The sequence below is a fragment of the Arsukibacterium ikkense genome (assembly GCF_000987775.1).
Classification (GTDB): Bacteria; Pseudomonadota; Gammaproteobacteria; order Enterobacterales; family Alteromonadaceae; genus Alishewanella; species Alishewanella ikkense.
In genome coordinates, this window is record NZ_LAHO01000013.1 from 122,409 (window position 1) to 148,210 (window position 25,802).

Here is a 25,802-nt window from a genome sequence, read left to right on the forward strand (position 1 = left end):
CCTTTTGTTTTTCGGGAGCTGCTCCGTTTGATAAAGGTTAGAACCCCGATTTGGGCGCCACAGAGTGTCTGAGCTATGCCGCAGGCAACGGGCGACAAATTCGTCTGGAACGAATTTGAACAGCTTTGCTGGCTCGCGAAGGGCAGGATGCCCGAAGTAGTTGCTGTGGCGAGCCAGAGCGGGCGTTGTAACCGGTATCTTTGCACCTAAGCTGACCGGAACCCTCAGCATGCTGAGGTCTGACCACTATAACAAAGAATATATAACATCTGGTTTCGCATTCACACCATTTATACCCACTATAAGTGGCGTGGTTAACGGCCTGATGTCAATTTGGCCCGAATTTTTATATAATCGCGCCCATTCATGCTAAGAATGACGCCGCAGTAGCAAGACTGCCGGCAATGACCAAGAGGATCATACTGTGCTACAACAATATCGCGAACATGTGGCCGAGCGCGCAGCGCAAGGTATCCCGCCAAAACCGCTCAATGCTGAGCAGGTAGCCGCCTTAGTTGAACTGTTAAAAAATCCGCCAACAGGCGAAGAAGAGACCTTAGTTGATTTGCTGGTAAACCGGGTACCACCGGGTGTAGATGAAGCTGCCTACGTTAAAGCCGGCTTTTTAACTGCACTGGCCAATGGCGAAGCAACCAGTAGCCTGATCAACGCCGAGTATGCTACTGAGCTATTAGGCACCATGATGGGTGGCTACAATATTCAGCCATTAATCAGCCTGTTGGACCACGACAAGCTGGCACCGATTGCGGCGAAAGCGCTGTCGCATACCCTGCTGATTTTCGATGCATTTCACGATGTTACCGAAAAAGCTGACGCCGGTAATAGCTACGCCAAGCAAGTGGTGCAGAGCTGGGCTGATGCACAGTGGTTTGAAAGCAAACCCGCGCTGGCAGAAAAAATCACTGTTACCGTATTTAAAGTGTCGGGCGAAACCAATACTGATGATTTATCACCGGCACCTGATGCCTGGTCACGGCCGGATATTCCGCTGCATGCCTTAGCCATGCTGAAAAACGCCCGTGAAGGCATTAACCCGGATCAGCCGGGTACCGTTGGCCCAATCAAGCAATTAGACGAGCTAAACAAAAAAGGCTTTCCACTGGCTTATGTTGGTGACGTGGTTGGTACCGGTTCATCACGTAAATCCGCCACTAACTCTGTGCTGTGGTTTATGGGTGACGATATTCCATACGTACCAAACAAGCGCGGTGGTGGTTTTGTACTCGGTGGCAAAATTGCCCCTATTTTCTTTAACACCATGGAAGACTCAGGTGCCCTGCCGATTGAAGTTGATGTAAGCAAACTGGAAATGGGCGATGTCATCGACATTCTGCCATTCGAAGGCAAGGTAGTCCGTCACGGCTCAAACGAAGTGTTGGCCGAGTTCAGCCTGGCTACAGACGTGTTAATTGATGAAGTGCGTGCCGGTGGCCGTATTCCGTTAATCATTGGCCGGGGTTTAACTGACCGCGCCCGTGAATTTCTGGGCCATGGCCCGTCAGATAAATTCCGCCGCCCTTCGGCGAAAGTTGATTCTGGCAAAGGTTTTACCCTGGCGCAGAAAATGGTGGGCAAAGCCTGTGGTGTACAAGGTGTGCGCCCGGGTACTTACTGTGAGCCGAAAATGACCACAGTAGGCTCGCAGGATACTACCGGGCCGATGACCCGCGATGAGCTAAAAGACTTAGCGTGTTTAGGCTTCTCAGCTGATTTAACTATGCAGTCTTTCTGTCACACCGCCGCTTATCCGAAGCCGGTTGATGTAGACACTCACCACACCCTGCCAGACTTTATCATGAACCGTGGCGGCGTTGCGCTGCGCCCGGGCGATGGCATTATTCACAGCTGGTTAAACCGCATGTTACTGCCAGATACCGTCGGTACCGGTGGTGATTCGCACACCCGTTTCCCAATGGGCATTTCGTTCCCGGCCGGCTCTGGTTTAGTGGCTTTTGCTGCCGCTACCGGCGTCATGCCACTGGATATGCCGGAATCGGTATTAGTTCGCTTTAAAGGTGAGATGCAGCCGGGTATTACCCTGCGCGATTTAGTGCATGCCATACCGTATGTTGCCATTCAAAAAGGTTTGTTAACCGTTGATAAAAAAGGCAAGAAGAACATCTTTTCTGGCCGTATTCTGGAAATTGAAGGCTTACCCAGTAGTTTAACAGTAGAGCAGGCGTTTGAATTATCAGATGCTTCGGCTGAGCGTTCTGCTGCCGGCTGTACTATTAAGTTGTCTGAAAGCGCTATTGCTGAGTATCTGGAATCGAACATTGTCATGCTGAAATGGATGATTTCAGAAGGTTATGGCGATGTGCGTACTATCGAGCGCCGTATTCAGGCGATGCAGGCCTGGCTGAAAAATCCACAGCTGATGGCGGCCGATGCAGATGCCGAATACAGCGAAATTATTGAAATTGACCTGGCCGAGATTAAAGAGCCGGTACTGTGTGCACCAAACGATCCGGATGATGCGCGCTTACTGTCTGACGTGGCGGGCGATAAAATCGATGAAGTGTTTATTGGTTCTTGTATGACTAACATTGGCCACTTCCGGGCGGCCGGTAAGTTGCTGGACAAATATAAAGGCCAGCTGCCAACCCGCTTGTGGATTGCACCACCGACCAAGATGGATCAGGCGCAGTTAACCGAAGAAGGTTACTACAGCATTTTCGGTAAAGTCGGTGCCCGCACTGAAATGCCAGGCTGTTCACTGTGTATGGGTAACCAGGCACGCGTAGCGGAGAACTCTACGGTAGTATCTACTTCTACCCGTAACTTCCCGAACCGCTTAGGCCAGGGCGCAAACGTGTATTTAGCCTCTGCGGAACTGGCGGCAGTGGCTTCTATTCTCGGTAAGCTGCCCACGGTAGCCGAGTATCTGGAATACGCGAAGCAAATTGATGCTACCGCGGCTGATACTTACCGTTACCTGAACTTCCACCAGATGCCACAGTACACCAAAAAAGCGGATAATGTGATTATCCAGCAAGCCGTGTAATAGCCTCTGTTATACTTAAGGCCTGCATTGCAGGCCTTTTTTATGGATGGAATTAAAGTATGGAATACGACTTTATTTATGATCGCACTACCCGGCAGTTCAGCATCCGGCTCTCTGGCGAGCACGAGGTGTTGGGCCGCTTTTTACTGGATGAATTCGGCCAGCAGGCAGCAGCTTACCTGCCATTGTTGCAGCAGCTTAGCGTATTAAAGCCTCAGCACAGCATGCAGTATCAAGGCAGGGAGTTTTTGCTGGAGGTTGAGAATGGTGACGTGACGCTAAGTCACAATACGCTGTTTTACAGCAATGCCCAGCAGTTGACTGAGGAACAACAGCAAGCACTGGCAGATGATGATTTACAACTGGACCAGCAGGGCATGACCAGCCAGTGTGGCCTGGAAGATTTATTAAAACTGCTGCGCGAGTGGCAGCAGTTTCTGGCCGATTAGCCCATTTGTAAACTGCACAGGCAACGTGAATTTACGCACCAGCATGGTGCGTTTTTTTTCACCCGCCCCCAGCATTTCGATTAACTTATTGTAATATAAAGAATTTAAAAAGTGGCACGAGGTTTTCTTGTCTTAGCTGCAATCGCAGAAGATTAGTACATAAGGAAAACCATCATGAAGCTTGTTTGTGCCATCATCAAGCCGTTTAAACTGGACGATGTTCGCGAAGCTATTGCAGACATTGGGGTCGAAGGTTTAACGGTTACCGAAGTAAAAGGCTTTGGCCGTCAGAAAGGGCATACCGAATTATATCGCGGTGCTGAATATCAGGTCGATTTCCTGCCAAAAGTAAAACTGGAAATTGCCGTGCTGGATGACCAGGTTGATCGGCTGCTGGAAGCAATTCAGCAAGCCGCCCATACCGGCCGCATCGGCGACGGTAAGATTTTTGTTTACGAGCTGGAACGTGCGGTACGCATTCGTACCGGCGAAGCCGACGCTGAAGCGATCTAAGGAGCCCTGTCATGCAAGAACAAATTTATCACTTACAATATGCCATGGACACTTTCTACTTCCTGATCTGTGGAGTATTGGTGATGTGGATGGCGGCAGGCTTTTCCATGCTGGAAGCCGGCCTGGTACGTTCTAAAAACACCACGGAAATACTGACCAAAAATGTCGCGCTTTATTCCATTGCCTGCATTATGTATCTGGTGTGTGGTTACGCCATTATGTATGACGGTGGTTGGTTTTTAAGCGGTATTGCAACCGTTGACGTTGATGCCACTCTAAGCAGCTTTGCTGAGCGGGAAGATGGTTTTACCGGTGATGCCGTGTATTCGAGCGCTTCTGACTTTTTCTTTCAGGTGGTGTTTGTTGCTACCGCGATGTCGATTGTCTCCGGTGCAGTAGCAGAGCGGATGAAACTGTGGGCCTTTCTGGCGTTTGCTGTGGTGCTGACGGGCTTTATCTACCCGATGGAAGGTAGCTGGACCTGGGGTGATAATTCGGTATTTGGCTTATATACCCTTAGCGATTTAGGTTTCTCTGATTTTGCCGGCTCGGGTATTGTGCATATGGCGGGGGCGTCTGCGGCATTAGCTGGCGTACTATTGCTGGGGGCCCGCAAAGGCAAATACAGCAAAGATGGCAAAATTAATGCCATTCCTGGCGCCAATATGCCGCTGGCTACCTTAGGCACCCTGGTGTTATGGATGGGCTGGTTTGGTTTTAACGGTGGCTCAGTATTGAAGTTAGGCGACATAAGTAATGCTAACGCTGTTGCTGTGGTGTTCCTGAACACTAACGCGGCTGCGGCGGCGGGTGCAGTGTCGGCACTGATTTTGTCGGTGGTATTGTTCCGCAAAGCTGATTTAACCATGGCATTAAACGGAGCACTGGCAGGCTTAGTGGCCATTACTGCTGAGCCGTCTACTCCAACGCCATTACAAGCCACTTTATTTGGTGCCATTGGCGGGCTGCTGGTAGTAGCGTCGATTATCGGCCTGGATAAACTGAAAATTGATGATCCGGTTGGTGCCATTTCGGTACACGGTGTGGTGGGACTGTTAGGTCTGTTACTGGTACCCATCACCAACAGTGATAGCAGCTTTAGCGGCCAGTTAATTGGTGCGGCCACTATTTTCGTCTGGGTGTTTGCCACCAGCTTTATTGTCTGGTATGTGCTGAAACTAGTGGTTGGGATCCGGGTCAGCGAGCAGGCAGAGTATGAAGGCGTTGATGCCTCAGAGTGTGGTATTGAAGCCTACCCTGAGTTTGTCTCGTCGGTAAAGTAAGCAGCCTGGGGAGGGCCGGTGGGACTTCCCGGGAGCGTGTTGGCGATGCTATACCAGTACTAACAGGTGGCGCATCGGCCAGCTAAACGTAACCACCAAGCTACGTCTATCCTTGTCCTTTGTCTTATAGTCTGACGCCCTGCGGTAATTACCGCAGGGTTTTTTTATATCCTTCGTACTTAACGCTGCAGCTTTGTTGACGTCGCTCGCTCGGCTCAATCGCATAGCAGCACTATGCTCATGAGCACTCACTCACTTGTCGCCTCACTGCAACGTCAATTACTTTGGATATTTGATTTATTAGTGATGAGTTTTAAGGAGGGGAAATTTTCTTTAGGCCAGAAAAGCGAAAGGCCGCAAACTTCGCGGCCACTTTCGGTTCTGTTTCAGCTAATCCGTGCTGTTACTCTTCCTGAGTCAGTCATCCCTGGCTCCATCCCGGAGTGTCCAGCGGCATCATGCCGGGTCCTGCTATCCTTAACTACTACAGCCTTGTAATAGTACACTCGTCCTGAGTGCTCCTGTGGTCGTCCTTGTTAGTGTGCGCTTGTGAAGCAAACAAAAAACAGCCATCCTGGCACTGCATCCTGCAATATCATCCTGATATTTAGCGCTCTTCCCAGAGCGTGTCCTTTATTCATCCTTGTGCTATCCTAGCCTTGATTTGCATCCTGCAAACCTGACTGACTTCCTGTCAGTTGTCATCCGTTGACGAAGCTATTATGCAACGAAAGACAGATGCCGGGTTGCAGGTTTTCAGAAATAAACCTGCTGTAATAATATTGTAAAATCAAATTTTATTGGTATATTTTATATAAAACAAAAGCTTATAGGTTATTCGCGTTTGGAGTTCTGCTGAAAATAGCGTTTAAACCTACCTTTTTGTGAGATATGTCTCACACGGCAATTAGGTTTTCGCCTGCTATTTCGGCCAGCGCGGCAACTGTTAGAAGTAGTAATGAGGATTCAGGGACGACAATGGCTCGAGAACAACTGGGTATATGTGCTGAAGCTAACCTGCATGCCAGCTATCTGCTGTTCAATGCCGTGGAAGGGCAAGAACCCATTTTGCGGCAGAAACTGGCCAGGGTGCCGCTGTTGCTGGCCCGCCTGGCAGAGCACTTCTCGGAGGCACAGTTGACCGGGGTGGTGGCAGTAGGGGCCGATTACTGGGATAGCTTATACCCTGGCGCCAGACCACAAGGTTTACAGTCGTTTCCGCTAATCGCCAGTGATAACCTGGCGCAGGCGGAGCTCTGGGCCGACTTGTTGATCCAGGTAAGATCAGACCGGCTGGATGTAAACTACATTGCCTGTCAGCAAATTCTGCAGTTATTAAAAAACAGTGTGGATTTGCTCGAGCAATTACAAGGTTTCCGATACCTGGATGGCCGGGATTTAACGGGTTTTATTGACAGCCCTCACAACCCGAAAGGAAGCCGAAAACGGCAGTTGGCATTGGTTGAACCTGCACTGCAACCGGTGTTTGCAGCAGGTAGTTATATGTATTTTCAGCGCTGGCATTATGATCTGCTGCATTGGCAGCAACTTGAGGCCAGTGTGCAGGAAGAGATAATGGGGATCAGTAAAATTGAAGGCGTACTGCTGCCACCATCGCGATTGCAGCCTAATAGCCATGCCGTAGCCTGCCGCCTCGGCAATGCAGAGAACCCACCTTTATTGGTAGCACAAAATATGCCGTTCGCTGAGCAGAACAGTCAGGGCCTGCTTAGTCTTCATTATGCAGGCGATCCAGGCAGTTTCAGCCAGTTGTTAGCGTACCAGCTGGGTAATAAGGCCGCTAATGCAGGTGGCGAGCAACCACAGTCAGAGCAATATGATTTATTGTTCGATTATTGTCATGTTGACTTATGCGCTGCGTTTTTTGCGCCGTCACTGAGTTTTCTGGAAATGGCGTGCCGGCCTTAATTACACTTTTTCAAATAATTCTGTCACCTTACCCAGGGTGAAATTAATATTTTTTACGCTGATAGGGGCAATAAAAATGGTGTCGTCCCCGGCGATGGTGCCAAGTACCCCTTCGGCCTTACCGACAGAGTCGAGCAGACGGGCAATCAGCTGAGCGGCGCCCGGACTGGTGCGAATAATAATCATCACATCGTTGTGCTCAATATCCAGTACCAACTGACGCAATGGGCTTTTAGTGGTAGGCACGCCCAGTTCTGGTGGCAGGGTATATACCATTTCCTGACGGGCATTGCGGGTGCGCACGGCACCATATTTGCTGAGCATTCGTGATACTTTGGATTGGCTGACATTATCAAAGCCGTCATTTTTCAGGGCGTCGACGATTTCACTTTGCGAACCGAAACTTTCCATTTTCAGTAGTGCTTTAAACGCCTGAATTAAGGCTTCCTGTTTTGATTGTTTAGTCATGGTCGCTTTTTCTTGTTGTTGAGTGCTGGCTAATAGTAACAAATTCAGCCGATCAGTACAGTTTGTCAGGTAAACAAGACGAAAATTCGCTAAAATGCCAAGGACGTGCATTAGACTTTAGGCTTAAGTCGTTTGTAATTCCCGCGCCAGTTCAGTATTGTTGGCGCGTTTAACCTTACCCTGACATATGGAGAAAATCATGAAAGTTGCCGTATTAGGTGCTGCTGGCGGTATTGGCCAGGCATTATCGTTATTATTGAAACTGGATTTACCTGCGGGTACTGATCTTGCCCTATACGATTTGGCGCCAGTGACGCCGGGTGTTGCCGTTGATTTAAGCCATATCCCCACCGCAGTAACCGTAACGGGTTATGGTAAAGAAGATTTAAACAAAGCATTAGTTGGCGCGGACATTGTGATGATCCCAGCGGGTATGCCACGCAAGCCAGGTATGGACCGTTCTGACTTATTTAATATTAATGCCGGTGTAGTTAAAACCCTGGCCGAAGCCATTGTGCAGCAGTGTCCGAAAGCCTTGGTAGGTATTATTACTAACCCGGTAAACACAACAGTGGCCATTGCCGCTGAAGTCTTTAAAAAGGCCGGCACCTACGATGCGCGTCGTTTATTCGGTGTGACCACCTTGGATGTGATCCGTGCTGAGACTTTTGTTGGTGAGTTAAAAGGCAAAAACCCGGCTGAATTAACAGTACCGGTAATTGGCGGCCATAGCGGCACGACCATTCTACCGCTGCTGTCTCAGGTAGCCGGCGTTAGTTTTAGTGATGAAGAAGTTGCCTCGTTAACCGTGCGGATTCAAAATGCCGGCACCGAAGTAGTTGAAGCGAAAGCCGGTGGCGGATCTGCAACCTTGTCTATGGGCCAGGCCGCTGCCAGATTCTGTATTTCATTGATCAAAGGTTTACAGGGTGAGACCGTTAATGAGTATGCTTATGTTGAAGGCGACGGCGAACATGCCCGTTTCTTTGCCCAGCCACTGGTATTGGGTAAAAACGGCGTAGAAAAGTTACTGCCTATTGGCACCTTAAGCAGCTACGAGCAGCAAGCCATGAACGCTATGTTAGGCACTTTAAAAGCTGACATTACCCTTGGCGAAGAGTTTGTTAAAAACAACTAAGCATGTTGTAGTTTGACCATAAAAAAGGCGCCAACGGCGCCTTTTTTAGTTATGTTGTTCCTTGATAGCTAGTGGCTGCGGGAAACGGCCATATCAGCCAGAGCCAGCAGGGCTTGCTTATAGTCTGAGGGGGGGATGTTGTCCAACGCCCGGCGGGCTTTTTCTGCTTCCTGCTCCGCCATGGCTCTGGTATAGCCAAACGCATTGGTCTGCTCCATTGCGGTCAGGATCTGAGCCAGGTTGGCCATGCCATTGCCTTCAACAATGGCCTCGCGAATCAGTGCTTGTTGAGTGGCGTTGCCATATTTCAGCGCATAAATCAGTGGCAAGGTCGGTTTACCTTCGGCCAGATCATCACCAATATTTTTGCCAAGTTCAGCTGCATCGGCCTGATAATCAAGCACATCGTCAATTAACTGAAAAGCGGTGCCTAAATGCATACCGTATAGCTTCATGCTGTTCACCACAGCTTCAGGTTGCTCAGCAATAATGGCAGCTAACTGAGTAGCCGCTTCAAACAGCTTGGCGGTTTTGCAGTAAATCACCTGCATATAGTTTTGTTCGCTGGTGTCGGGGTCGTTCACGTTCATCAGCTGCAGCACTTCACCCTCAGCTATAACGTTGGTGGCATCGGCCAGGATTTGCATTATGCGCATATCATCGAGTGCGACCATCATCTGGAAGGAGCGGCTGTATAAGAAGTCGCCCACTAATACGCTGGCCTGGTTACCGAACAACGCATTAGCGGTTTGTTTGCCCCGGCGCAAGGTTGATTCGTCAACCACATCATCATGCAGCAGGGTTGAGGTATGAATAAATTCAATAATAGCGGCGACGCTAAGGTGCTTAGTGCCCTGATAACCCAAAGCGCGGGCAGCCAACACGGCCAGCAAAGGGCGCAAACGCTTACCGCCACTGTTTACGATATAAATACCCAGCTGATTTATCAGTGCGACGTCGGAAGTCAGCTGTGAAAAAATATGCTGGTTTACTGCGGCCATATCAGCGTCGCTGAGCTGGCGAATGTCGTCAAGCGTCATGGAAAAACAACTGCTAAACCCTGAGAATGGCAACAATTCTACACTATAGTAGCTGTCGGCATAAAGGGAATCTCGATCCTTTTCACCACTGTATGATCTTTTTAATAATTATGCTTGCGGCTAACTATGAAATTGCGTACAATTCGCGCCCTGTGATTTGAATTAAACACGCCCCTAATGCCTCTAATTTAGAGTAGGGCTTAGGCGTGGCTTGTACGGAGTTAACTATGTACGCGGTTTTCCAAAGTGGTGGCAAACAACACCGTGTGACGGAAGGTCAAACGCTTCGTCTAGAAAAACTAGACTTAGAAACCGGCGCAACGATTGAATTTACCCCGCTGATGATCGCCAATGGCGAAGAAATTAGCATTGGCGCCCCTTTAGTTGAAGGTGGCAAGGTAGTAGCGGAAGTGGTCAATCATGGCCGTGGCGATAAGCTTAAAATCGTTAAATTCCGTCGTCGTAAACATTCACGTAAACAGATGGGTCACCGTCAGTGGTTTACTGAAGTTAAAATTACCAGCATCAGCGCGTAACAGGAGTATCGACACATGGCAAGTAAAAAAGGTGTAGGTAGCACTCGTAACGGTCGCGATTCAGAATCTAAACGTTTAGGTGTTAAGCGTTTTGGTGGTGAGTCGGTATTAGCTGGTAGCATCATTGTGCGTCAACGTGGTACTAAGTTCCACGCCGGCAGCAATGTAGGCATCGGTAAAGACCACACTTTATTCGCTTTAACCGAAGGTAAAGTGAAGTTTGAAGTGAAAGGTGAGTACAACCGTAGATTCGTTAGCATCGTTAACGAATAAATACTATATATTGAAAAAACCCCGCCTGGTGCGGGGTTTTTTTATAAATTTTCTCCCCTCACAACGACATAGGTTATACTTAGTGGCTGCGGCACTTGCCTATGTTTTTGATAGTGGATCAGGACACAACACATGAAGTTTGTAGATGAAGCGATAATCCGGGTTGAAGCCGGCGATGGCGGCAATGGTATTATCAGTTTTTTACGCGAAAAATTTATCTCTAAAGGTGGCCCCAACGGTGGCGATGGCGGAGATGGCGGTGACGTGTACCTGGTTGCTGATGAAAACCTCAATACCCTGGTCGATTTTCAATTTGAAAAATACCATAGCGCAGAGCGGGGCCAGAATGGTGGCAGCGTGAACTGTACGGGTAAACGTGGCAGTGATTTAGAACTGCGGGTTCCTGTTGGCACGCGGGCGGTAGATATTGACACCGACGAGGTTATCGGTGATTTAACAACTAATGGCCAGCGCCTGATGGTGGCTAAAGGTGGCTGGCACGGCTTAGGTAATGCCCGTTTTGCCAGTAGTACTAACCGTGCTCCACGCAAAAAAACTAACGGCACCCCTGGTGAGCTGCGTAATTTGCGCTTGGAATTATTATTACTGGCCGATGTCGGCCTGCTAGGTTTACCTAACGCAGGTAAATCAACGCTAATCCGTTCGGTGTCAGCTGCCAAGCCCAAGGTAGCGGATTATCCCTTTACCACCCTGGTACCCAACCTGGGCGTGGTCCGGGTTGAAGCGCATCGCTCTTTTGTGATTGCTGATATTCCGGGGCTGATAGAGGGTGCCGCTGAGGGGGCAGGTTTAGGCATTCAGTTTTTAAAACATCTTGAGCGCTGCCGCTTATTGCTGCACGTGATTGACGTGTTACCTGCTGATGGCTCTGATCCGGCTGAAAATGCCAAAACGATCATTCAGGAGTTGCATAAATACAGTAAGAAGTTGGCGGCTAAGCCACGCTGGCTGGTATTTAATAAGCTGGATTTAGTGCTGGATGATGAACTTGAGCAGACGATTGCTGAGGTAACCACGGCACTGGACTGGCAGGGCCCGGTTTTTAAAATTTCTGCCGCAGGGCGCACTAATACCGAACGACTGGCTGCGGACATTCTGAGCTATATTGAAGAGTTACCTGCAGAACAAGAAGAGTCTGAAGTGGCTGATCCGGTGCATTTCAAGTGGGACGATTATCATGACGACGCTGCCAGCGAACTGGTTGACGATCTGGATGATGACGACGATTTTGATGATGATGACTATGATGTTGAAGTTATTTATCAGCGCTAGGGTAGAGTATGAAAATTGCAATGGTCGCCGCTATGGCGCATGGCAGGGTTATTGGTAAAGATAATAAAATGCCCTGGCATTTACCCGCCGATTTAAAGCATTTTAAAGCAATTACGTTGGGTAAACCGGTTTTGATGGGCCGTAAAACCTTTCAATCTATCGGCCGGCCATTGCCTGGCCGGCGCAATCTGGTGGTGAGCCGGACGACCCCGGCAGAGCAGCAGGGGGTTGAGTGGTTCAGCAGCGTAGAGCAAGCGCTTGCTGCTACCAATGACTGCGCCGAAGTGATGGTGATTGGCGGTGGCGAGATATATCGCCAATGTTTGCCGCTGGCCAGTACGCTCTATTTAACTGAAATAGACTTACAGGCCGCTGGAGATGCCTATTTTCCTGATTATCATTCCGTTGGCAGCTGGCAAGTTACTAGTGAACAGCAGTGTCCTGCAGATGCAGCAAACCCCTACGCTTACCGCTTTATTACCCTGGAGCGCAAGCCGACCGAATCGTAGCGTTTGCACAGCTTGTAACATGTTGCTAAGATGCTTATTATCGTCCCAGCTGAGGAGTAGTAAATGAGATTGGTGCCCACCCTATTATGCGCAGCAGCATTAAGTGCCGCTGTAGTCATGTCGCCGGCTGCTGTAGCAGATCAGCAATTGGCGGCTTCCATGTGTGACTATGTGGCAGCGAACGATAGAAACCGTTTACGTAAAGTACTCAGTGACTACCGGCTACGTTTGCGCAATATTTATGATGGCGTTGTTTGCAATGGTGAGCCATTAATCCGGCATGCATTCAGAAGTAATGCGCCTGATGTTGGTGAGTTTATCGCGCGGCAATTGCCGGGCTCGCAGATTGCTGACTCTGGCGATATCGCCTGGGCAGAAAGCAATGGCTTTGCCGATTCACCGCTGTTAGCCGCGTTAAAAGACCGTGCTGGTGCCGGCGACTAGTTCCAGACTGACGCTAACAAGAGAAAAAAAATCCGCTTTAAAAGCGGATTTTTTTATTCGTGTAAGTTGAGCAATTATACCCGGAATTGCTCCACCGATTGCCGCAACTCTTCTGCAAGCCTGGCCACCTCGTGGCTTGAATCAGATGTCTGCTCTGCGCCCGATGCGGTTTCTTCAGCAATAGCGACTATCGATTCCAACAATTGACTGATTTCATTTGATACCTGATTCTGCTCTCTGGCTGCACTGGATATCTGTTCACTCATATCATGTGCTAAATGTACCGCATGCGTAATTGAATCCAGCGCTGAGGTTGCAACCTCAGTTTGCGTTACACAATTCTCAGCTTGTTTTTTACCCTTATTCATCGCTTCAACAGCAGCCTGAGCCCCTGATTGCAGCACCTGGATCATTGCCTGAATTTCCTGAGTGGATGCCTGAGTTTTACTGGCAAGCGAGCGAACTTCATCAGCCACTACTGCAAAACCACGGCCTTGTTCACCGGCACGAGCGGCTTCAATCGCGGCATTAAGGGCCAGCAAGTTGGTTTGCTCGGCAATGCCGCGGATAACGTCCAGAATGCTACCAATAGAAGCACTGTCTTTGTGTAGCTTATTGATGACAACAGAGGCTTGTTCCACTTCTTTTGACAGCTGAATAATAGTGCTCTTATTCTCAAGCGAAATGCCTTTCACCCGTTCCGCTTCTTTATCAGCATTTTTAATTTCAGCCAGGGCATCATTTGAGCTCTGCAATACACCTTGCGATGTACTACTCATTTCAGTAGTGGCAGTAGCCGCTTGAGTTACTTGTGATTTTTGCTCGCGAATGGCTTGAGTAGTTTGCACTGTAATGGCAGAGGTTTGTTCGGAGGCCGCTGCTAACTGGGTTGAGCGGGAAATAATGCCCTGGATCAATTGTTGCAGGTTACCTACGACTTTATTGACGTTACGGGCCAATTCACCAAACTCGTCTTTGGCTGAGGCGTCTAACGTCTTAGTTAAATCGCCGGAGGCGACAATGCCCAGCATACTATTTACTTCAGCCAGCGGCCTGACAATACGTCTGACCGTGACGGTTGCAATAAAGACAGAGAGTAAAATAGAAATCACCACGACTATGAAAATGGTGGTGATAGCGTTATTAACCCCTGATACTGCATTCTGGCCAATGTCTGCGGCCGCGCTACTTGTCAGGTTAAGTAAGCCTTTTAATCTTTCCAGGCCGGTTTGCGTTAACTGATTAGCGGTATCCAGTTGCGCTTGTGCATCTGATACACCTGCCAATAACTGTACTTTCAATGCTGGAATACCGTTATTACCTTCCAGGAAGCTGGCAATTTGTTGTACTTTTTCAGCAATATCTGCAGTCATTGCTGCTGCATTACCAGCTTCACCCTGAATAGTGCCAGCTTGCTGCCTTAGCTCCGCTAAGCGAAAAGTGATTTCGTTGCTGACGGTGGCGACGGTGGTATCAGTTTCGGTGCGGTTTAAGTCAATAACATTATTAATCAGGGTATTGATACCCGTTTCAATTTGGGTTGCTGCCTGATATGCGTTTGGGAAGCGGCGCTGGACGTCGCGAATATCAGTGAAATCAAGAATCAACGAGGCTAAGTCATCGGCGTTAGCTTCAAGTTCTGCAATATTATTCGTTATAGTTGTACGCAACCGGATATTACTATCAAGCCTGCGTTGCAGATCAAGGCTGGTTTCAATGAATTTACGGTAGGTTTCGTTAGCCTGCTCTGAAGCAGCGGTTAACGCGGGTTGTGTATCAATAACCTGGCGCAAATTTGCTGCTGCTTTATCGTACTCCGTCTGATGTTGTTTAAAACGCTGATTAACGGCGTTGCTTCGTTCCAGAGTGTCAGCATAAAAGCCTTGTAAGCTGGCCCGGCTCATCGTCAGAAACTCAATTTCCATTAAGGCAGTGTTTTCCAGCGCGGGAATAGAAACTTCGTTTACTTCAGTGGTGGCATTGCTGATGTTGTTTAAACTGACATAAGCAGTAACACCGATGATCAGCAACAACAGAGAAATGATGGCAAAGCCGCCCATGACCCGTAAAGCTACGGTTAACTTCATAATAACTCCGACTTTATGTGCATTATATAAGCACCTTAGCTTAAGATTTCCCGCTTAACAAGACTGGACCCGGTAGATCCGGTTTTGCTGGGATTAATCTGATTTTTTATTACCAGCAACACTGTAGCGTTGCTGGCGTTCAATGCAATAAGCCGTGAGGGTATTGCCCCAGACACAGCCTGTATCCAACGCATGTATATCCTGTACCGGACTATACCCGTTCAATGCAGCCCAGTGACCAAAAAAAAGTTCAGGGTGCGGTTTAGTGCGCCAGAATTCATACCAGGGCACCAGGCTATTTTGTTGCAGCGGGCTGCCTTTTTCTTGCAAACTCAGCGAGCCGTCTGGCTGACAAAAGCGCATTCTGGTACAAGCATTAATGGTAAAGCGCCATTGCTGCTGCTCTGATGCAGCGTCTTGCCACCGACTTGGTATATCGCCGTACATAATAGCAAATATTTGCTCAGGCTGACGTTTTAATTGCTGGCTTACGGCGTCTGCAGCAGCTATTGCCTCGGGCACCGACCATTCTGGCGCCAGGCCGGCATGCACCATCAATTGGCGATGATCAGGGCTTTGATAAATTAACGGTTGTTGTAACAGCCAATCAACCAGCTGCGGCAGATTTGACGCTTGCTGCAGGGCGGCCAGCTTATCGGCAGCTTTGATTTTACTGAAGCCGAACTGGCTGGCCAAAAAGTGCAAATCATGGTTACCCAATACGCATCTGGCCTGGTCGCCCAGGGTTTTAACGAAGTTTAAGGTAGCCAATGAGTCCGGGCCTCTGGCAATCAGATCACCACAAAACCATAGCTGGTCATGTTGAGGATCAAAATTGATATGCCGCAGCAGCCGCTCTAAGGCGTCCATGCACCCTTGCAGATCGCCGATCACATAGGTTGCCATCAGTTCAGAATATTAGGCGTAGCCAGACGAAAAACCGGAATAGCAGCTTTAAATGGCTGCTGCGAGCTGCTTAGCATTTCATAATGCCCCTGCATGGTGCCTACCGGCGTTTCCAGCACCGCGCCGCTGGTATAGCTATAACTTGCACCCGGCGCCAGCACGGGTTGCTCGCCAACCACGCCATCGCCAAACACTTCGGCTTGTTTACCATTAGCATCGGTAATTAACCAATAGCGTTTTAGTAATTTCACTTGTTCAGCGCTGTGGTTCTCAATGGTGATAGTGTAAGCAAATACATAGCGGTCACTGGCTGGATCCGATTGCGCACCTAAATAAAAGTTGTCTACCTTTACCTGAATATCAAATGACTCACTCATCTTGTTGTTCCTGTTCTGCCAGCCACTGTGCTACTTTCACAAAACCGCTGACCGGTAATTGTTCCGGCCTGATTGACGGGTCAATACCGAGCGCACTGATTTGCTCGGCCGTGGCAAAATTACTAAAGCCATTACGCAAAGTCTTTCGGCGTTGATTAAAGGCCTCCAGACACACCCGGTTTAATACCGCCGGATCAACCTTGGCACGGTCTGCGATCAGGTAGGGTATCAATCGCACGACGGCAGAGTCCACTTTTGGCGCAGGTTTAAAAGCACCCGGGCCTACTTCAACTACCGGAATGGCCTCACAGTAATATTGGGTCATCACACTTAAACGGCCGAAAGTTTTACTGCCGTGGCTGGCAGTCATGCGCTGTACCACTTCTTTTTGCAGCATAAAATGCATGTTGTTGATGTGATCAGCAAATTCAAACAGATGAAATAACAGCGGGGTAGAAATATTGTAGGGTAAATTACCGAATATTTTCAGTTTCTGGCCAGGCTTTAACAATGCCGCGAAATCAAATTTCATCGCGTCAGCCTGATATACGGTGAGTTTGTCCGCTAAAGTGGGGTGCTGTTGTAAGCGTCCGGCTAAATCGCGGTCCAGTTCGACCACAATTAAATGCCCTGCCGCATCAGCAACCGGCTCAGTCAACGCACCTAAGCCCGGGCCAATTTCAACCAGTATATCGCTGGGTTTAGGTGCTATGGCTTTAACAATACGGCCGATAACATGCGGATCATGTAAAAAGTTCTGGCCAAAACGCTTGCGGGCACGGTGGCCCTGATGAACATTGTCTGTCATAAATTAATTCGCTTGTTGCGCCAGAATAATAGCTTGTTGTAAGGCGTGAAATAAACTGCCGGGATCGGCTTTACCGCTGGCAGCCAAATCTAAGGCTGTGCCATGATCAACCGATGTGCGGATCAAAGGTAAGCCCAGACTGATATTTACCGAGCGGCCAAAACCTTTATATTTAAGCACGGGTAAGCCTTGATCATGATACATGGCCAATACTGCATCGGCATCGTTCAGATATTTCGGCTGGAATAAGGTGTCTGCAGGTAAAGGCCCGACTAAGTCGATGCCCTCAGCGCGCAATTCGTCCAGAGTCGGACTTATTACATCCAGCTCTTCCCGGCCTAAGTGACCATCTTCCCCGGCATGCGGGTTTAAACCACAAACATAAATTCGTGGCTTGCTAATGGCAAACTTTTGTTGTAAATCCTGATGCAGAATAGTGATGACTTTGAGCAGTCTGTCCCGGGTAATGGCTTTGGCAACATAGGCCAGCGGAATATGGGTAGTGGCAAGTGCCACTCGTAAGCCTTCCGTTGCCAGCATCATCACAACATAGGGTGTGTTTGACTGATGAGCAAAAAATTCGGTGTGCCCACTAAACGGAATGCCGGCTTTATTTATAATGCCTTTATGTACCGGGCCGGTAACAATAGCGCTGAATTCTTTGCTAATAGCCCGCTCGCCTGCAAATCGTAGCGTATCGACCACATACTGGCCATTGGCAACGTTAAGCTGACCGGCTGTTACCGGTTCGGACAGAGGAAAGTCAGCCACAGTCAGACTGCCTGCTGCCTGTGGCACCGCTGGCGCCTGGCTGTCATAAGGTTTTAATTGCAATGGTATACCAAGCAGCGCAGCCCGTTGACTTAACAAAGTTGCATTGCCACAGACTACCAGTTCAACAGGCCATGCCTGGCGGGACAGTGCCACCACCAGATCAGGGCCGATACCAGCAGGCTCGCCCGGCGTTATGGCAATGCGCAAGGTCATTTAACTCTCCGGCAAGACGTCAATGAAGGCTTCATCCCGAATTTCCTTCAGAAAATTGGCAGACTCTTCATTAAAACGGCGATTATAAATCATCCGGTAAACCTGTTCGCGCTTTTTATCAGCGGTAGCATCCACCACTCGTTTAGCCAGTACCTGGGCAATATGCCAACCATGCTCAGTGCGGAAAGGCTCGCTAATGTCGTTAGGCGCTAAGCGGAGCAGCGTATCCCGAAACGCCGGCACGAACACCTGCGGTTCACTCCAACCCAGGTCGCCACCATTCATTTTTGAACCGGGATCTTCAGAGTGAGCTTTAGCTAATGCAGCAAAGTCGGCCTCACCAGCCCGTATCTGGGTGACGAATTCAGCCAACCTGCTACGGGCCCGTTCCTCGCTAACAATAATGGACGGTTTAATCAAAATATGACGGGAATGTACTTCCTGGATTTCCGCTACGTTTTCACCCCGGATATCAAATATGGTGAGAATGTGAAAGCCGGCACCAGAACGAATTGGACCAATCAAGTCGCCTTTTTTCTTATCACGAATGCTTTCAGCAAATAAGGTTGGCATTTCGTTGATATTCATAAAGCCAAGCTCACCACCTTCCAAGGCTTTAGCGCCAGATGAGGATGCAATAGCTATGCGTCGAAAATCACTGCCGCTTTGCAGCAGTTCCATGACTTTATCTGCACGATCTTTCACATCATTAATCTCTTCCGATGTGGCCTGGCTGGGCAGTGCAATCAGAATATGGCCCAAATTATATTCTTCACTAACGGCACCTTGCTCTTCCATCAGTCTTAACAGGCTATCGACTTCTTGCGGGCTGATGTATATCCGCCGCTGTACGTTGCCACGAACCACTTCGCCGGTGATGATTTCTTCCCGTAATTTTTCTCTGAAGCGCTCATAATCTCCTTCTTCGGCTTCAACCTGACGTCGGAAAGCTTCCAGGCTAAGGTTTTCACCCCGGGCAATATTGCGGATGGTATCGTCCAGCTGGGCATCACTGATTTGCAACCCCATGCGCTGAGCCAATTGCAGTTGTAAACTGGTTAAAATTAAACGCTCAGTGGCCTGGGTACGCAGAGCCTGATCCGATGGTAAGGTTTGTCCCTGTGCCTGCGCATTGCGTTTAACCCGGTTCACCACGTCATCAATGTCGCTTTTTAAGACAACACTGTTGTCAACAATAGCGGCAATCCGATCGATCTCTTTTTCAGCTGCCACACTGGCAATACTCAGGCAGCCGATAAAAGCCAGACAGATAACTTGCTGTAACTTCATAAATTCCTACACTAATTAGTTAGTAAATACGGCCGGCGGTAGCCAAATATGCCATTAGACAACATGTCCGATACGCCAAAACCTGCTTTATCGCCGAAACCTTTTAACACAAATTGCAGACTGAGGCTGCTGTCGAGCTCACCAAATTGCAAGGCATTGTCAATGCTGGTATCAAGATTGACCCGAATGTGTCTTCTGGCGACCAGCCTGACTGCCCAGCAGCAGGACTCGTATTGCACACCAACATTGGCATCTATCATACGATGATTTGTCACATCACGATAGTAACTGGCAATCAACTGCCAATTTTTTGCCACGGGTACTGCGCCAAGTACCCCCAGTTGCTGGATTTCCAAACCTGAGACCGCCCGACTGTAACGATGGTTCAATTGCAGTAACGTATTCTCGCTGCCGCGGTAGTCGAGGCTGGCATTACTCTTTATTAGTTGCTTACCCTCAATATCATATTGGCTGGCTGCGCTGAAATACCATCTGCGGTACCAGTGCCAGATCAATTCGCTGGCCAGCATAGAATCGGTTGCTGTCAGGTTGTCGGTAAGATTATCCGCGGTGGTGGTGGGATCTTCCAGAAAGAAAATCTGCCCCAGGCTGAAGCGGAATAACTCGTTGTCAACGTTATCATAAAAACGGGTGGTCCAGCCTACAGTAAGCTGATTTGCTTCGTTTATCCGGTCTATTCCGGAAAAACGATTTTGCCGGAACAAACCATAATAGTCGTCTTGCAGCCGGGTGGTATCATATAAACCAATCTGATTTTGCTGACGATACGGAATGTACAGATACTGGATTTGCGGCTCAAAAGTTTGTAGCGCCGGCTCGCCAAACCAATCATATTCGCGTTCAAGGTTTAAGCGACTATAGAGCCTGATTTTCGGCAACGCGCGCTGCACATTGGCGGTAATATCGGCTGCATCCAGGTTGCTGTCTTGTTGATAGTAGGTATAAAGCATGCTGGCTTCGGCACTGAATTCCAGGGCTGGTGTGACAAATGGCAGCCGCAGGGTGGGTTCCAGGTGCAGCCGGTTAGCGGAGCTTATCAGGGCACTATCGTTGCTAAAATGGGCGTAACTTGCTTGCCAGTCCAGTTCAACTGCGCTGATGATCGGCATGGGTCTGGCTGAGCTCAACCTTACTTCAGGTAAGGCTTTATAGGCGTCGGTGAAATTACCAAGAATTTCAAAACCTTGCAATCTTATTTGGCTGTTAACCCGTTCGCCGTAATGGGCCAGAGTGGCTTCACGATATAATTGGGTATCGCTTTGGTTGGTGTAGTCGGAACCCAGTTCAGTGAGATAGGCATCGTCACTGACGTCAGTAAAATCTATGTAGCCACGCCAGTTAGCCGTAAAATCCGAGCGATGGCTCAGATGGCCGAGGTAGCGACTGCCTAAGTCGGCCGGTTTGTCATTGTCGGAATTAAGGTATTCCAGTTGCAGGATACCCTGATGAGCCGGCGTCAGATAACGAAACTCTGATTTGAGCTGAGTACCCCGTTTACTCATGTAACGCGGGGTCAGGGTAAGGTCGTAGTTTTCTGCCAGATTAATATAGTAGGGTAATTCAAATTCCAGCCCCGACAGCTGAGAACTGGCCACTTTGGGTAATAGTAAGCCTGTTTTGCGTTGTTCGTTCACCGGAAACGTCAGATAGGGCAAGTAGAGTACAGGTATATCTCTGATTTTAAACACGGCGTGGCGGGCAGAACCCCAGCCTTCACCGGCGTTAATATTAATATCACTGGCGTGCAATGCCCAACTGTTGTCGTCCAGCGGGCAGGTAGTAAACAAGGCTTGATTGAGGTTAATGCGCTGCGGGCTGGCTAGCAGGGTATCAGCGTAACCACGGCCCGCCTGTGCGATAAACTGATAATGGGCGCCGCCAATCTGCGCCTGACTATTCAGAGTGTCGGCGCTAAACTCACGGGCAGAAACCTTTAAGCTACTATCGAAATACTCGATACCGCCGTCAGCAAAAATACGTTGCTCGTTGCGACTGAAGCGGGCACTGGGAGCAGTTAGCAAGGTGTCCCGATGAATTATCTCGACATTACCATTGAACAGCGCAGTTTGATTACCACTTAAGTCAGCAGAGTCGGAGCTGATCTGAACAGTGTTATTAGCCGGGTCTAAGCTTTTTAACACGGCCGGCTGGGTCAGTGGCTGGTAACACATCTGGATCACCGGTTCACTGGCTTGCAGCTGACAACTTAACAACCATGTGATAGCTATCCCACTAAACCATACTTTCATCCAGTCTTCTCTACCCCAGATTTATTGTGTATCGCGATATACTCAGCCCGCTATGATAAATCAATTTTAGATTTCCTGCTAATCCGATATAGTGCGGTTTTACTGTTGTCACGCAACTAAGACAGGCGGCAACAGCAGTTGTTAGGGTGTTCATGCAATGAGGATGTGGCTTTGTGGGGTAAAATTCTTGGTGCGTTGTTCGGATTGGCGTTATTGCGGCTGCCTGGTTTATTGGTCGGCTTGTTGTTGGGGCACTTGTTTGACATAAAAATGGCAGCAAATCTGGCGAGATTTCGTGGTCTGTTTCAGGAGCAGGATGACCAGCAAGAGCTGTTTATGTACAGCACCTTTGCGACTATGGGCCATATTGCTAAAGCCACTGGCGTGGTGACCACAGGCCATATCCGGCAGGCCAGGCATTTTATGGATCAGCTGGGTTTAAATGAGCGGCAACAACAAGAAGCGCAGGCAGCGTTTCGGGATGGTAAAGCCAGCAATTTCCCGTTAATGGCTCAGTTACAGGAATTTTATCAGCACTACCGGCGTCAGGCCGATGTGCTGCAGTATTTTATTGAAATCCAGCTCGGTATTGCCAATGCCGATGGCCCGATGAGCAACGAGCAATATCTATTACTACAACAGGTTGCACAGCAGCTGGCAATATCGCGTTTGCAGTTAGAGCAGTTATTGGCCGCCCACCGGGCGCAGCAACGGTTTAATCAGCGAGACAGTAAAAAGCCTGCCGCCAATGCCGTGCAGGATGCTTACAAAGTGCTGGGGGTCAGCGCCGCTTGTTCAGAGAAAGAATTAAAGCGGGCTTATCGTAAACTGATGGCGCAACATCATCCCGATAAACTGATGGCTAAAGGGGTGCCAGCGGCAATGCTGGATGTTGCTAAGCGGCGCACCCAGGAGATCCTGGCGGCGTATGAGCTACTTAAAAACAGATAGTAGCTACAAGCCAATACTATGCAGCCAGCCGGTAATTTCTTTTAACACCCAGGCATGAACATCGGCATCATAAAACGTGCCGGTTAGCTGGCGCTGACGGTATTGGGCTTTTAGGTGGCGCTGAACGAGCTGTTGTCTGAGTTTCAGGTTTGCAGTGGCGAATCTGTTATCGCGCTGATGACTGATATCCAGGGTAGCGATACGTTGTCTGGCAATATGGCTGGCTAAGTCACGGTTTAAATTGTGGTCTGCAAGATAAGCACCCAACATCACAAAAGCGGCAGGTGCCACCAATTGCTCTTCGGCATAAAGCTGGTTAAGCACGGCGGCACTGCTGCCCTTGGCGATAACAATTATATTGCCGGGTTGTTGTTCAGCCTGCTGTGTCGCTGCCAGTAAGCGCTCGGCCAGCTGTTGCGGATAATCAGAGGCGGCGGGGTCTTGTTCAAAGATCGCGGCATTAGGTGGCATTATAGCCAGTGTGTGCCAGCCATAGTCATTGAGCTGCTGACGCAACGCATCCAGCTGATTGGGGCTTGCCGCGTGTTCACTCCAGTCAGGCACTAAAATGGCGGTCCCTTTAGTGAAGCTGGTCAGTGCTTCGCGCTGCAATGCCATAAAGCTGCCGTTATCGCTGGTTAGCTCAGTCAGTTCAGTTGCCTGCAACTGCCGCTGTAAATCCTGTTGCCATAATTGCTGGCGGCTTGGTAAACCCTGAGCTGCCGTGATACTTGCTTGCAGAGTCATCATCATTAGCAAAGTGCCAATTAGTAAACGTCGCATCTCGCTCAACCTTAGCTTGCATAAGCTCAGCCCTGTTATGGGGTGTTATCGGCTAAACCGGCAAAAACGTTAGCATCATTATCTGCATGCACATATTCTGGAAAGGTATACATGATTTTAGTGTCATGACTGAATTTAACATAACTTTCGCCCTGCTCCAGCAGCACAATGGCTATTGATGGTTGCATAATAAAACAAAAGGTAGTGGGTTTAAATTCAGCCAGCGCTTTGGCCATTTCGCGTAGTTGTTCGTTAATAGCAAGCCGCTGCGTTTCACTTTCATCTGTGCAAACATGAGCGGCTTGCAGCAAGGTTGCGGCTTGCTCTGCTTGTGCAGTAAAGGTAATACAGGCTAATACTGTTGCCAGGGCACAGTAACGACTTATAGCGTGCATAGACATTTTGACTTCCTCAAACGGCTGTTAACCGACTAAAACTAGCAGGAAGCATACGCTGCGGCAATAAAAAAACCGCCAGAGCTGGCGGTTTTTTTGTTAAGCCTAAGAAAATTAACGCAATACAGGCTCTTTTACTTTTGCCGTTACTTTGGCTTCAATCCGCTGGTTGGCGGCATGAGCGGCTGGCGTGTTACCTTGTACCCGTAACCGTGTTACACCGTAACCTACTGAGGTAATTCTAGATGCTTCTACACCCTGACTGGTCAGAATGTCCGCAACAGATTTTGCCCGACGCTCTGATAAGCGCATGTTGTAAGCCGGATTACCGATGTTCGACGCATGACCTTCAATCACGACTTTAGATTCCGGGAAGCGTTTCATAAAGGCGGCTAACTGAATCACTTCAGCTTGCTGATCCGCTGAAACTGCCGCTGAGTCAAAACCAAATTTCACTTCGATATCAACATCACCAACCCGCTGCATCTCTTCAGTGAACACAGTACAACCCTGCGCATCCACTTTATGTGCCGCTGGCGTGTTAGGGCAGCGATCAATATTATCTGGTACGCCATCACCGTCACTGTCTGCTACTGCAACAGGTTGAGCCGGTGCCGGAGCAGGAGCAGGAGCCGGAGTTGGCGCCGGGGCAGCTGCAGCACCAAAGATCCAAGTGGCACCAAGTTTAATACCTGCGTCATACCATGAGCCGTTATTGATACCTTCGTAGCGATTCGCTTCAGCATACAATGCCATATCATTGCTCAGAAAGTGACGGTAACCTACGCCAAGGTTTAACGCGTCGGAGGCAACATTACCTTCATAATGTTTCCAGCCACCCACAATATAAAAATTCGAATTGGTAAGATGATACATCGCATCCACACCAAAACGATCATTACCTACTTTGCCACCGGCTAATGAGTCCAGACGCTGTCTGGCATATTCAACCCGCACACCCCAGGTTTGGTTTACCCGGTAGCCTAATTCAGCACCAATACCCAGGCCATGTTCAACATTGTCCCAGGCAGCAGATAGTGATTTGTTTTCATGTGACCAGTAATATTCACCAAACAGTGAACCAAAAACTTTGCCTTCTAATTCAGCGGCAGAGGGTGACTGGGCAAATGCCTGGGTGCTGATAAACGGCAGCGCGGCCAGCACAGCAAGAGCAGTTAATTTGTATTTCATCCATTTCTCCTTAGATTCATCCAGCAAAGCAACGGCAGGTACAGTTTTGCCCCACTATAGTTTTGCAATCTTTATTACAATTTGTTCTATTTTAAATTTGTTTTATAAAAATAGTACAATAATTTGTTATTTAGCAACCCGTTATTATGTGCATCATAAACCAGTTAACTGAATATGGGGTTAATATTTGTAAAAAGAAGTCAAAAAGGGCACTTTACAGAGAAAAAACGCGTTTCGCCGCTGGCAGGATGTTGCAACGATAATGTTGCAGCATGCAACTGCAATCTGTCTGCTGCAGCCAGGCTTGTCGGGTCGGCATAAAATTTATCACCTAGAATGGCATGGCCAAGCATCTGCATATGTACGCGCAGCTGATGTGAGCGGCCGGTAACCGGCGTTAAGGCTAACCGACTGCTTTGCTCGTCGCGGCTCAGCACCTGGTAGTGGGTAACCGACGCTTTACCTCGTTGATAACACACCATTTGTTTAGGCCGGTTTGGCCAGTCGCAAATTAGGGGTAAGCAAATGGTGCCGCTGTCGGCTGCAACCCGGCCGGCTACCCGGGCAATGTATTCTTTTTCTGTCTGACGCAATTGAAACTGGCGGTTAAGCTGACGCTGGGCGTCGGCATGCAGCGCCAGCACCATCACGCCTGAGGTGGCCATATCCAGCCGATGGACGATGCGGGCAGTGGGATACACCAGTTTCACCCGGTACTCCAGGCTGTCACGATGCTGTTCCGCTTTGCCCGGCACTGATAACAAGCCACTGGGCTTATTCATCACCAGAATGTCGTTATCCTGATAAATAATATCAAGGTAGGGCTGCAGGGGGGGCTGGTAATGAAATAGGCTCAT

Annotated in this window: 25 protein-coding genes; 12 read left to right on the forward strand and 13 right to left on the reverse strand. The window is 49.0% G+C overall.

From position 1 onward, the window contains the following. The first annotated feature begins 424 nt into the window (after window positions 1–424). The 5 genes from acnB to WG68_RS13710 all read left to right on the forward strand — a co-directional run bounded on the left by acnB (window position 425) and on the right by WG68_RS13710 (window position 7,199). A complete protein-coding gene (acnB, locus tag WG68_RS13690; protein ID WP_046558263.1) occupies window positions 425–3,025 on the forward strand; it encodes a bifunctional aconitate hydratase 2/2-methylisocitrate dehydratase in 2,601 nt (866 codons plus the stop codon). A 59-nt stretch (window positions 3,026–3,084) separates the two neighbouring features. After that, a complete protein-coding gene (locus tag WG68_RS13695; protein WP_046558264.1) occupies window positions 3,085–3,474 on the forward strand; it encodes a YacL family protein in 390 nt (129 codons plus the stop codon). 174 nt (window positions 3,475–3,648) lie between these two features. Continuing rightward, window positions 3,649–3,987: a P-II family nitrogen regulator gene (gene glnK, locus WG68_RS13700; protein WP_019675062.1), complete on the forward strand. Its 339-nt coding sequence runs from the start codon at window positions 3,649–3,651 to the stop codon at window positions 3,985–3,987. A gap of 11 nt (window positions 3,988–3,998) precedes the next feature. Then, entirely contained in the window at window positions 3,999–5,270 is a 1,272-nt protein-coding gene (locus WG68_RS13705) for an ammonium transporter (protein ID WP_046558265.1), read from the forward strand. A 978-nt stretch (window positions 5,271–6,248) separates the two neighbouring features. Next, window positions 6,249–7,199 carry a Dyp-type peroxidase gene (locus WG68_RS13710; protein ID WP_046558266.1) on the forward strand — a complete coding sequence of 317 codons (951 nt, stop codon included), beginning with the start codon at window positions 6,249–6,251 and terminating at the stop codon, window positions 7,197–7,199. Here the strand turns inward: WG68_RS13710 and argR are convergent, their stop codons facing one another. Further along, window positions 7,200–7,667 (reverse strand): transcriptional regulator ArgR, encoded by a 468-nt coding sequence (gene argR / locus WG68_RS13715; protein WP_046558319.1) that lies wholly within the window; start codon window positions 7,665–7,667, stop codon window positions 7,200–7,202. It lies immediately after the preceding gene. A 199-nt stretch (window positions 7,668–7,866) separates the two neighbouring features. Here argR and mdh point away from each other — a divergent pair, with 199 nt between their 5' ends. Further along, entirely contained in the window at window positions 7,867–8,805 is a 939-nt protein-coding gene (gene mdh, locus WG68_RS13720) for a malate dehydrogenase (protein WP_046558267.1), read from the forward strand. Window positions 8,806–8,873: 68 nt separating this feature from the next. Here the strand turns inward: mdh and ispB are convergent, their stop codons facing one another. After that, window positions 8,874–9,845: an octaprenyl diphosphate synthase gene (gene ispB, locus WG68_RS13725; protein ID WP_046558268.1), complete on the reverse strand. Its 972-nt coding sequence runs from the start codon at window positions 9,843–9,845 to the stop codon at window positions 8,874–8,876. 227 nt (window positions 9,846–10,072) lie between these two features. Between ispB and rplU the strand changes: the two genes are divergently transcribed. The 5 genes from rplU to WG68_RS13750 all read left to right on the forward strand — a co-directional run bounded on the left by rplU (window position 10,073) and on the right by WG68_RS13750 (window position 12,900). Then, window positions 10,073–10,381 carry a 50S ribosomal protein L21 gene (gene rplU, locus WG68_RS13730; protein WP_019675068.1) on the forward strand — a complete coding sequence of 103 codons (309 nt, stop codon included), beginning with the start codon at window positions 10,073–10,075 and terminating at the stop codon, window positions 10,379–10,381. 15 nt (window positions 10,382–10,396) lie between these two features. Beyond that, window positions 10,397–10,654, forward strand: a complete 258-nt coding sequence (rpmA, locus tag WG68_RS13735) for a 50S ribosomal protein L27 (RefSeq protein WP_046558269.1) — start codon at window positions 10,397–10,399, stop codon at window positions 10,652–10,654. Window positions 10,655–10,786: 132 nt separating this feature from the next. Beyond that, window positions 10,787–11,947, forward strand: a complete 1,161-nt coding sequence (gene cgtA, locus WG68_RS13740; protein WP_046558270.1) for an Obg family GTPase CgtA — start codon at window positions 10,787–10,789, stop codon at window positions 11,945–11,947. A gap of 8 nt (window positions 11,948–11,955) precedes the next feature. Continuing rightward, window positions 11,956–12,456, forward strand: a complete 501-nt coding sequence (gene folA, locus WG68_RS13745) for a type 3 dihydrofolate reductase (RefSeq protein WP_083981894.1) — start codon at window positions 11,956–11,958, stop codon at window positions 12,454–12,456. A gap of 63 nt (window positions 12,457–12,519) precedes the next feature. Beyond that, entirely contained in the window at window positions 12,520–12,900 is a 381-nt protein-coding gene (locus WG68_RS13750; protein WP_046558271.1) for a DUF3718 domain-containing protein, read from the forward strand. Between the two features lie 74 nt (window positions 12,901–12,974). On the opposite strand, the gene WG68_RS13755 is transcribed toward WG68_RS13750, so the two are convergent. The 7 genes from WG68_RS13755 to WG68_RS13785 all read right to left on the reverse strand — a co-directional run bounded on the left by WG68_RS13755 (window position 12,975) and on the right by WG68_RS13785 (window position 21,625). Further along, window positions 12,975–14,987 carry a methyl-accepting chemotaxis protein gene (locus tag WG68_RS13755; RefSeq protein WP_046558272.1) on the reverse strand — a complete coding sequence of 671 codons (2,013 nt, stop codon included), beginning with the start codon at window positions 14,985–14,987 and terminating at the stop codon, window positions 12,975–12,977. A 93-nt stretch (window positions 14,988–15,080) separates the two neighbouring features. Beyond that, entirely contained in the window at window positions 15,081–15,893 is an 813-nt protein-coding gene (locus WG68_RS13760; protein ID WP_046558273.1) for a symmetrical bis(5'-nucleosyl)-tetraphosphatase, read from the reverse strand. Further along, window positions 15,893–16,270, reverse strand: coding sequence for a Co2+/Mg2+ efflux protein ApaG (apaG, locus tag WG68_RS13765; RefSeq protein ID WP_046558274.1), 378 nt, complete (start codon window positions 16,268–16,270; stop codon window positions 15,893–15,895). Before apaG ends, WG68_RS13760 begins: the two co-directional genes overlap by 1 nt. Next, on the reverse strand, window positions 16,263–17,078 hold the full coding sequence (gene rsmA / locus WG68_RS13770; RefSeq protein ID WP_046558275.1) for a 16S rRNA (adenine(1518)-N(6)/adenine(1519)-N(6))-dimethyltransferase RsmA: 816 nt from the start codon (window positions 17,076–17,078) through the stop codon (window positions 16,263–16,265). Before rsmA ends, apaG begins: the two co-directional genes overlap by 8 nt. 3 nt (window positions 17,079–17,081) lie before the next feature. Continuing rightward, window positions 17,082–18,065 carry a 4-hydroxythreonine-4-phosphate dehydrogenase PdxA gene (pdxA, locus tag WG68_RS13775; protein ID WP_046558276.1) on the reverse strand — a complete coding sequence of 328 codons (984 nt, stop codon included), beginning with the start codon at window positions 18,063–18,065 and terminating at the stop codon, window positions 17,082–17,084. Next, complete coding sequence (surA, locus tag WG68_RS13780) at window positions 18,066–19,355, reverse strand: peptidylprolyl isomerase SurA (RefSeq protein WP_046558277.1); 1,290 nt, start codon at window positions 19,353–19,355, stop codon at window positions 18,066–18,068. It abuts the gene before it with no gap. A gap of 11 nt (window positions 19,356–19,366) precedes the next feature. Then, the gene (locus WG68_RS13785; RefSeq protein WP_046558278.1) at window positions 19,367–21,625 is read right to left on the reverse strand and encodes an LPS-assembly protein LptD; all 2,259 of its coding nucleotides are present in this window, start codon (window positions 21,623–21,625) and stop codon (window positions 19,367–19,369) included. 171 nt (window positions 21,626–21,796) lie between these two features. On the opposite strand from WG68_RS13785, the gene djlA reads away from it, so the two are divergent. Beyond that, window positions 21,797–22,576: a co-chaperone DjlA gene (gene djlA / locus WG68_RS13790; protein ID WP_052749106.1), complete on the forward strand. Its 780-nt coding sequence runs from the start codon at window positions 21,797–21,799 to the stop codon at window positions 22,574–22,576. A 3-nt stretch (window positions 22,577–22,579) separates the two neighbouring features. Here djlA and WG68_RS13795 read toward each other — a convergent pair whose 3' ends face one another. From WG68_RS13795 to WG68_RS13810, 4 genes are all read right to left on the reverse strand, one after another. Next, window positions 22,580–23,359, reverse strand: a complete 780-nt coding sequence (locus WG68_RS13795; RefSeq protein WP_083981895.1) for a DUF3530 family protein — start codon at window positions 23,357–23,359, stop codon at window positions 22,580–22,582. Between the two features lie 35 nt (window positions 23,360–23,394). After that, window positions 23,395–23,760, reverse strand: a complete 366-nt coding sequence (locus WG68_RS13800) for a hypothetical protein (RefSeq protein WP_235357740.1) — start codon at window positions 23,758–23,760, stop codon at window positions 23,395–23,397. A 108-nt stretch (window positions 23,761–23,868) separates the two neighbouring features. Further along, window positions 23,869–24,945 (reverse strand): OmpA family protein, encoded by a 1,077-nt coding sequence (locus tag WG68_RS13805; protein ID WP_046558280.1) that lies wholly within the window; start codon window positions 24,943–24,945, stop codon window positions 23,869–23,871. 200 nt (window positions 24,946–25,145) lie between these two features. Beyond that, window positions 25,146–25,802 carry an RluA family pseudouridine synthase gene (locus tag WG68_RS13810; protein WP_046558281.1) on the reverse strand — a complete coding sequence of 219 codons (657 nt, stop codon included), beginning with the start codon at window positions 25,800–25,802 and terminating at the stop codon, window positions 25,146–25,148.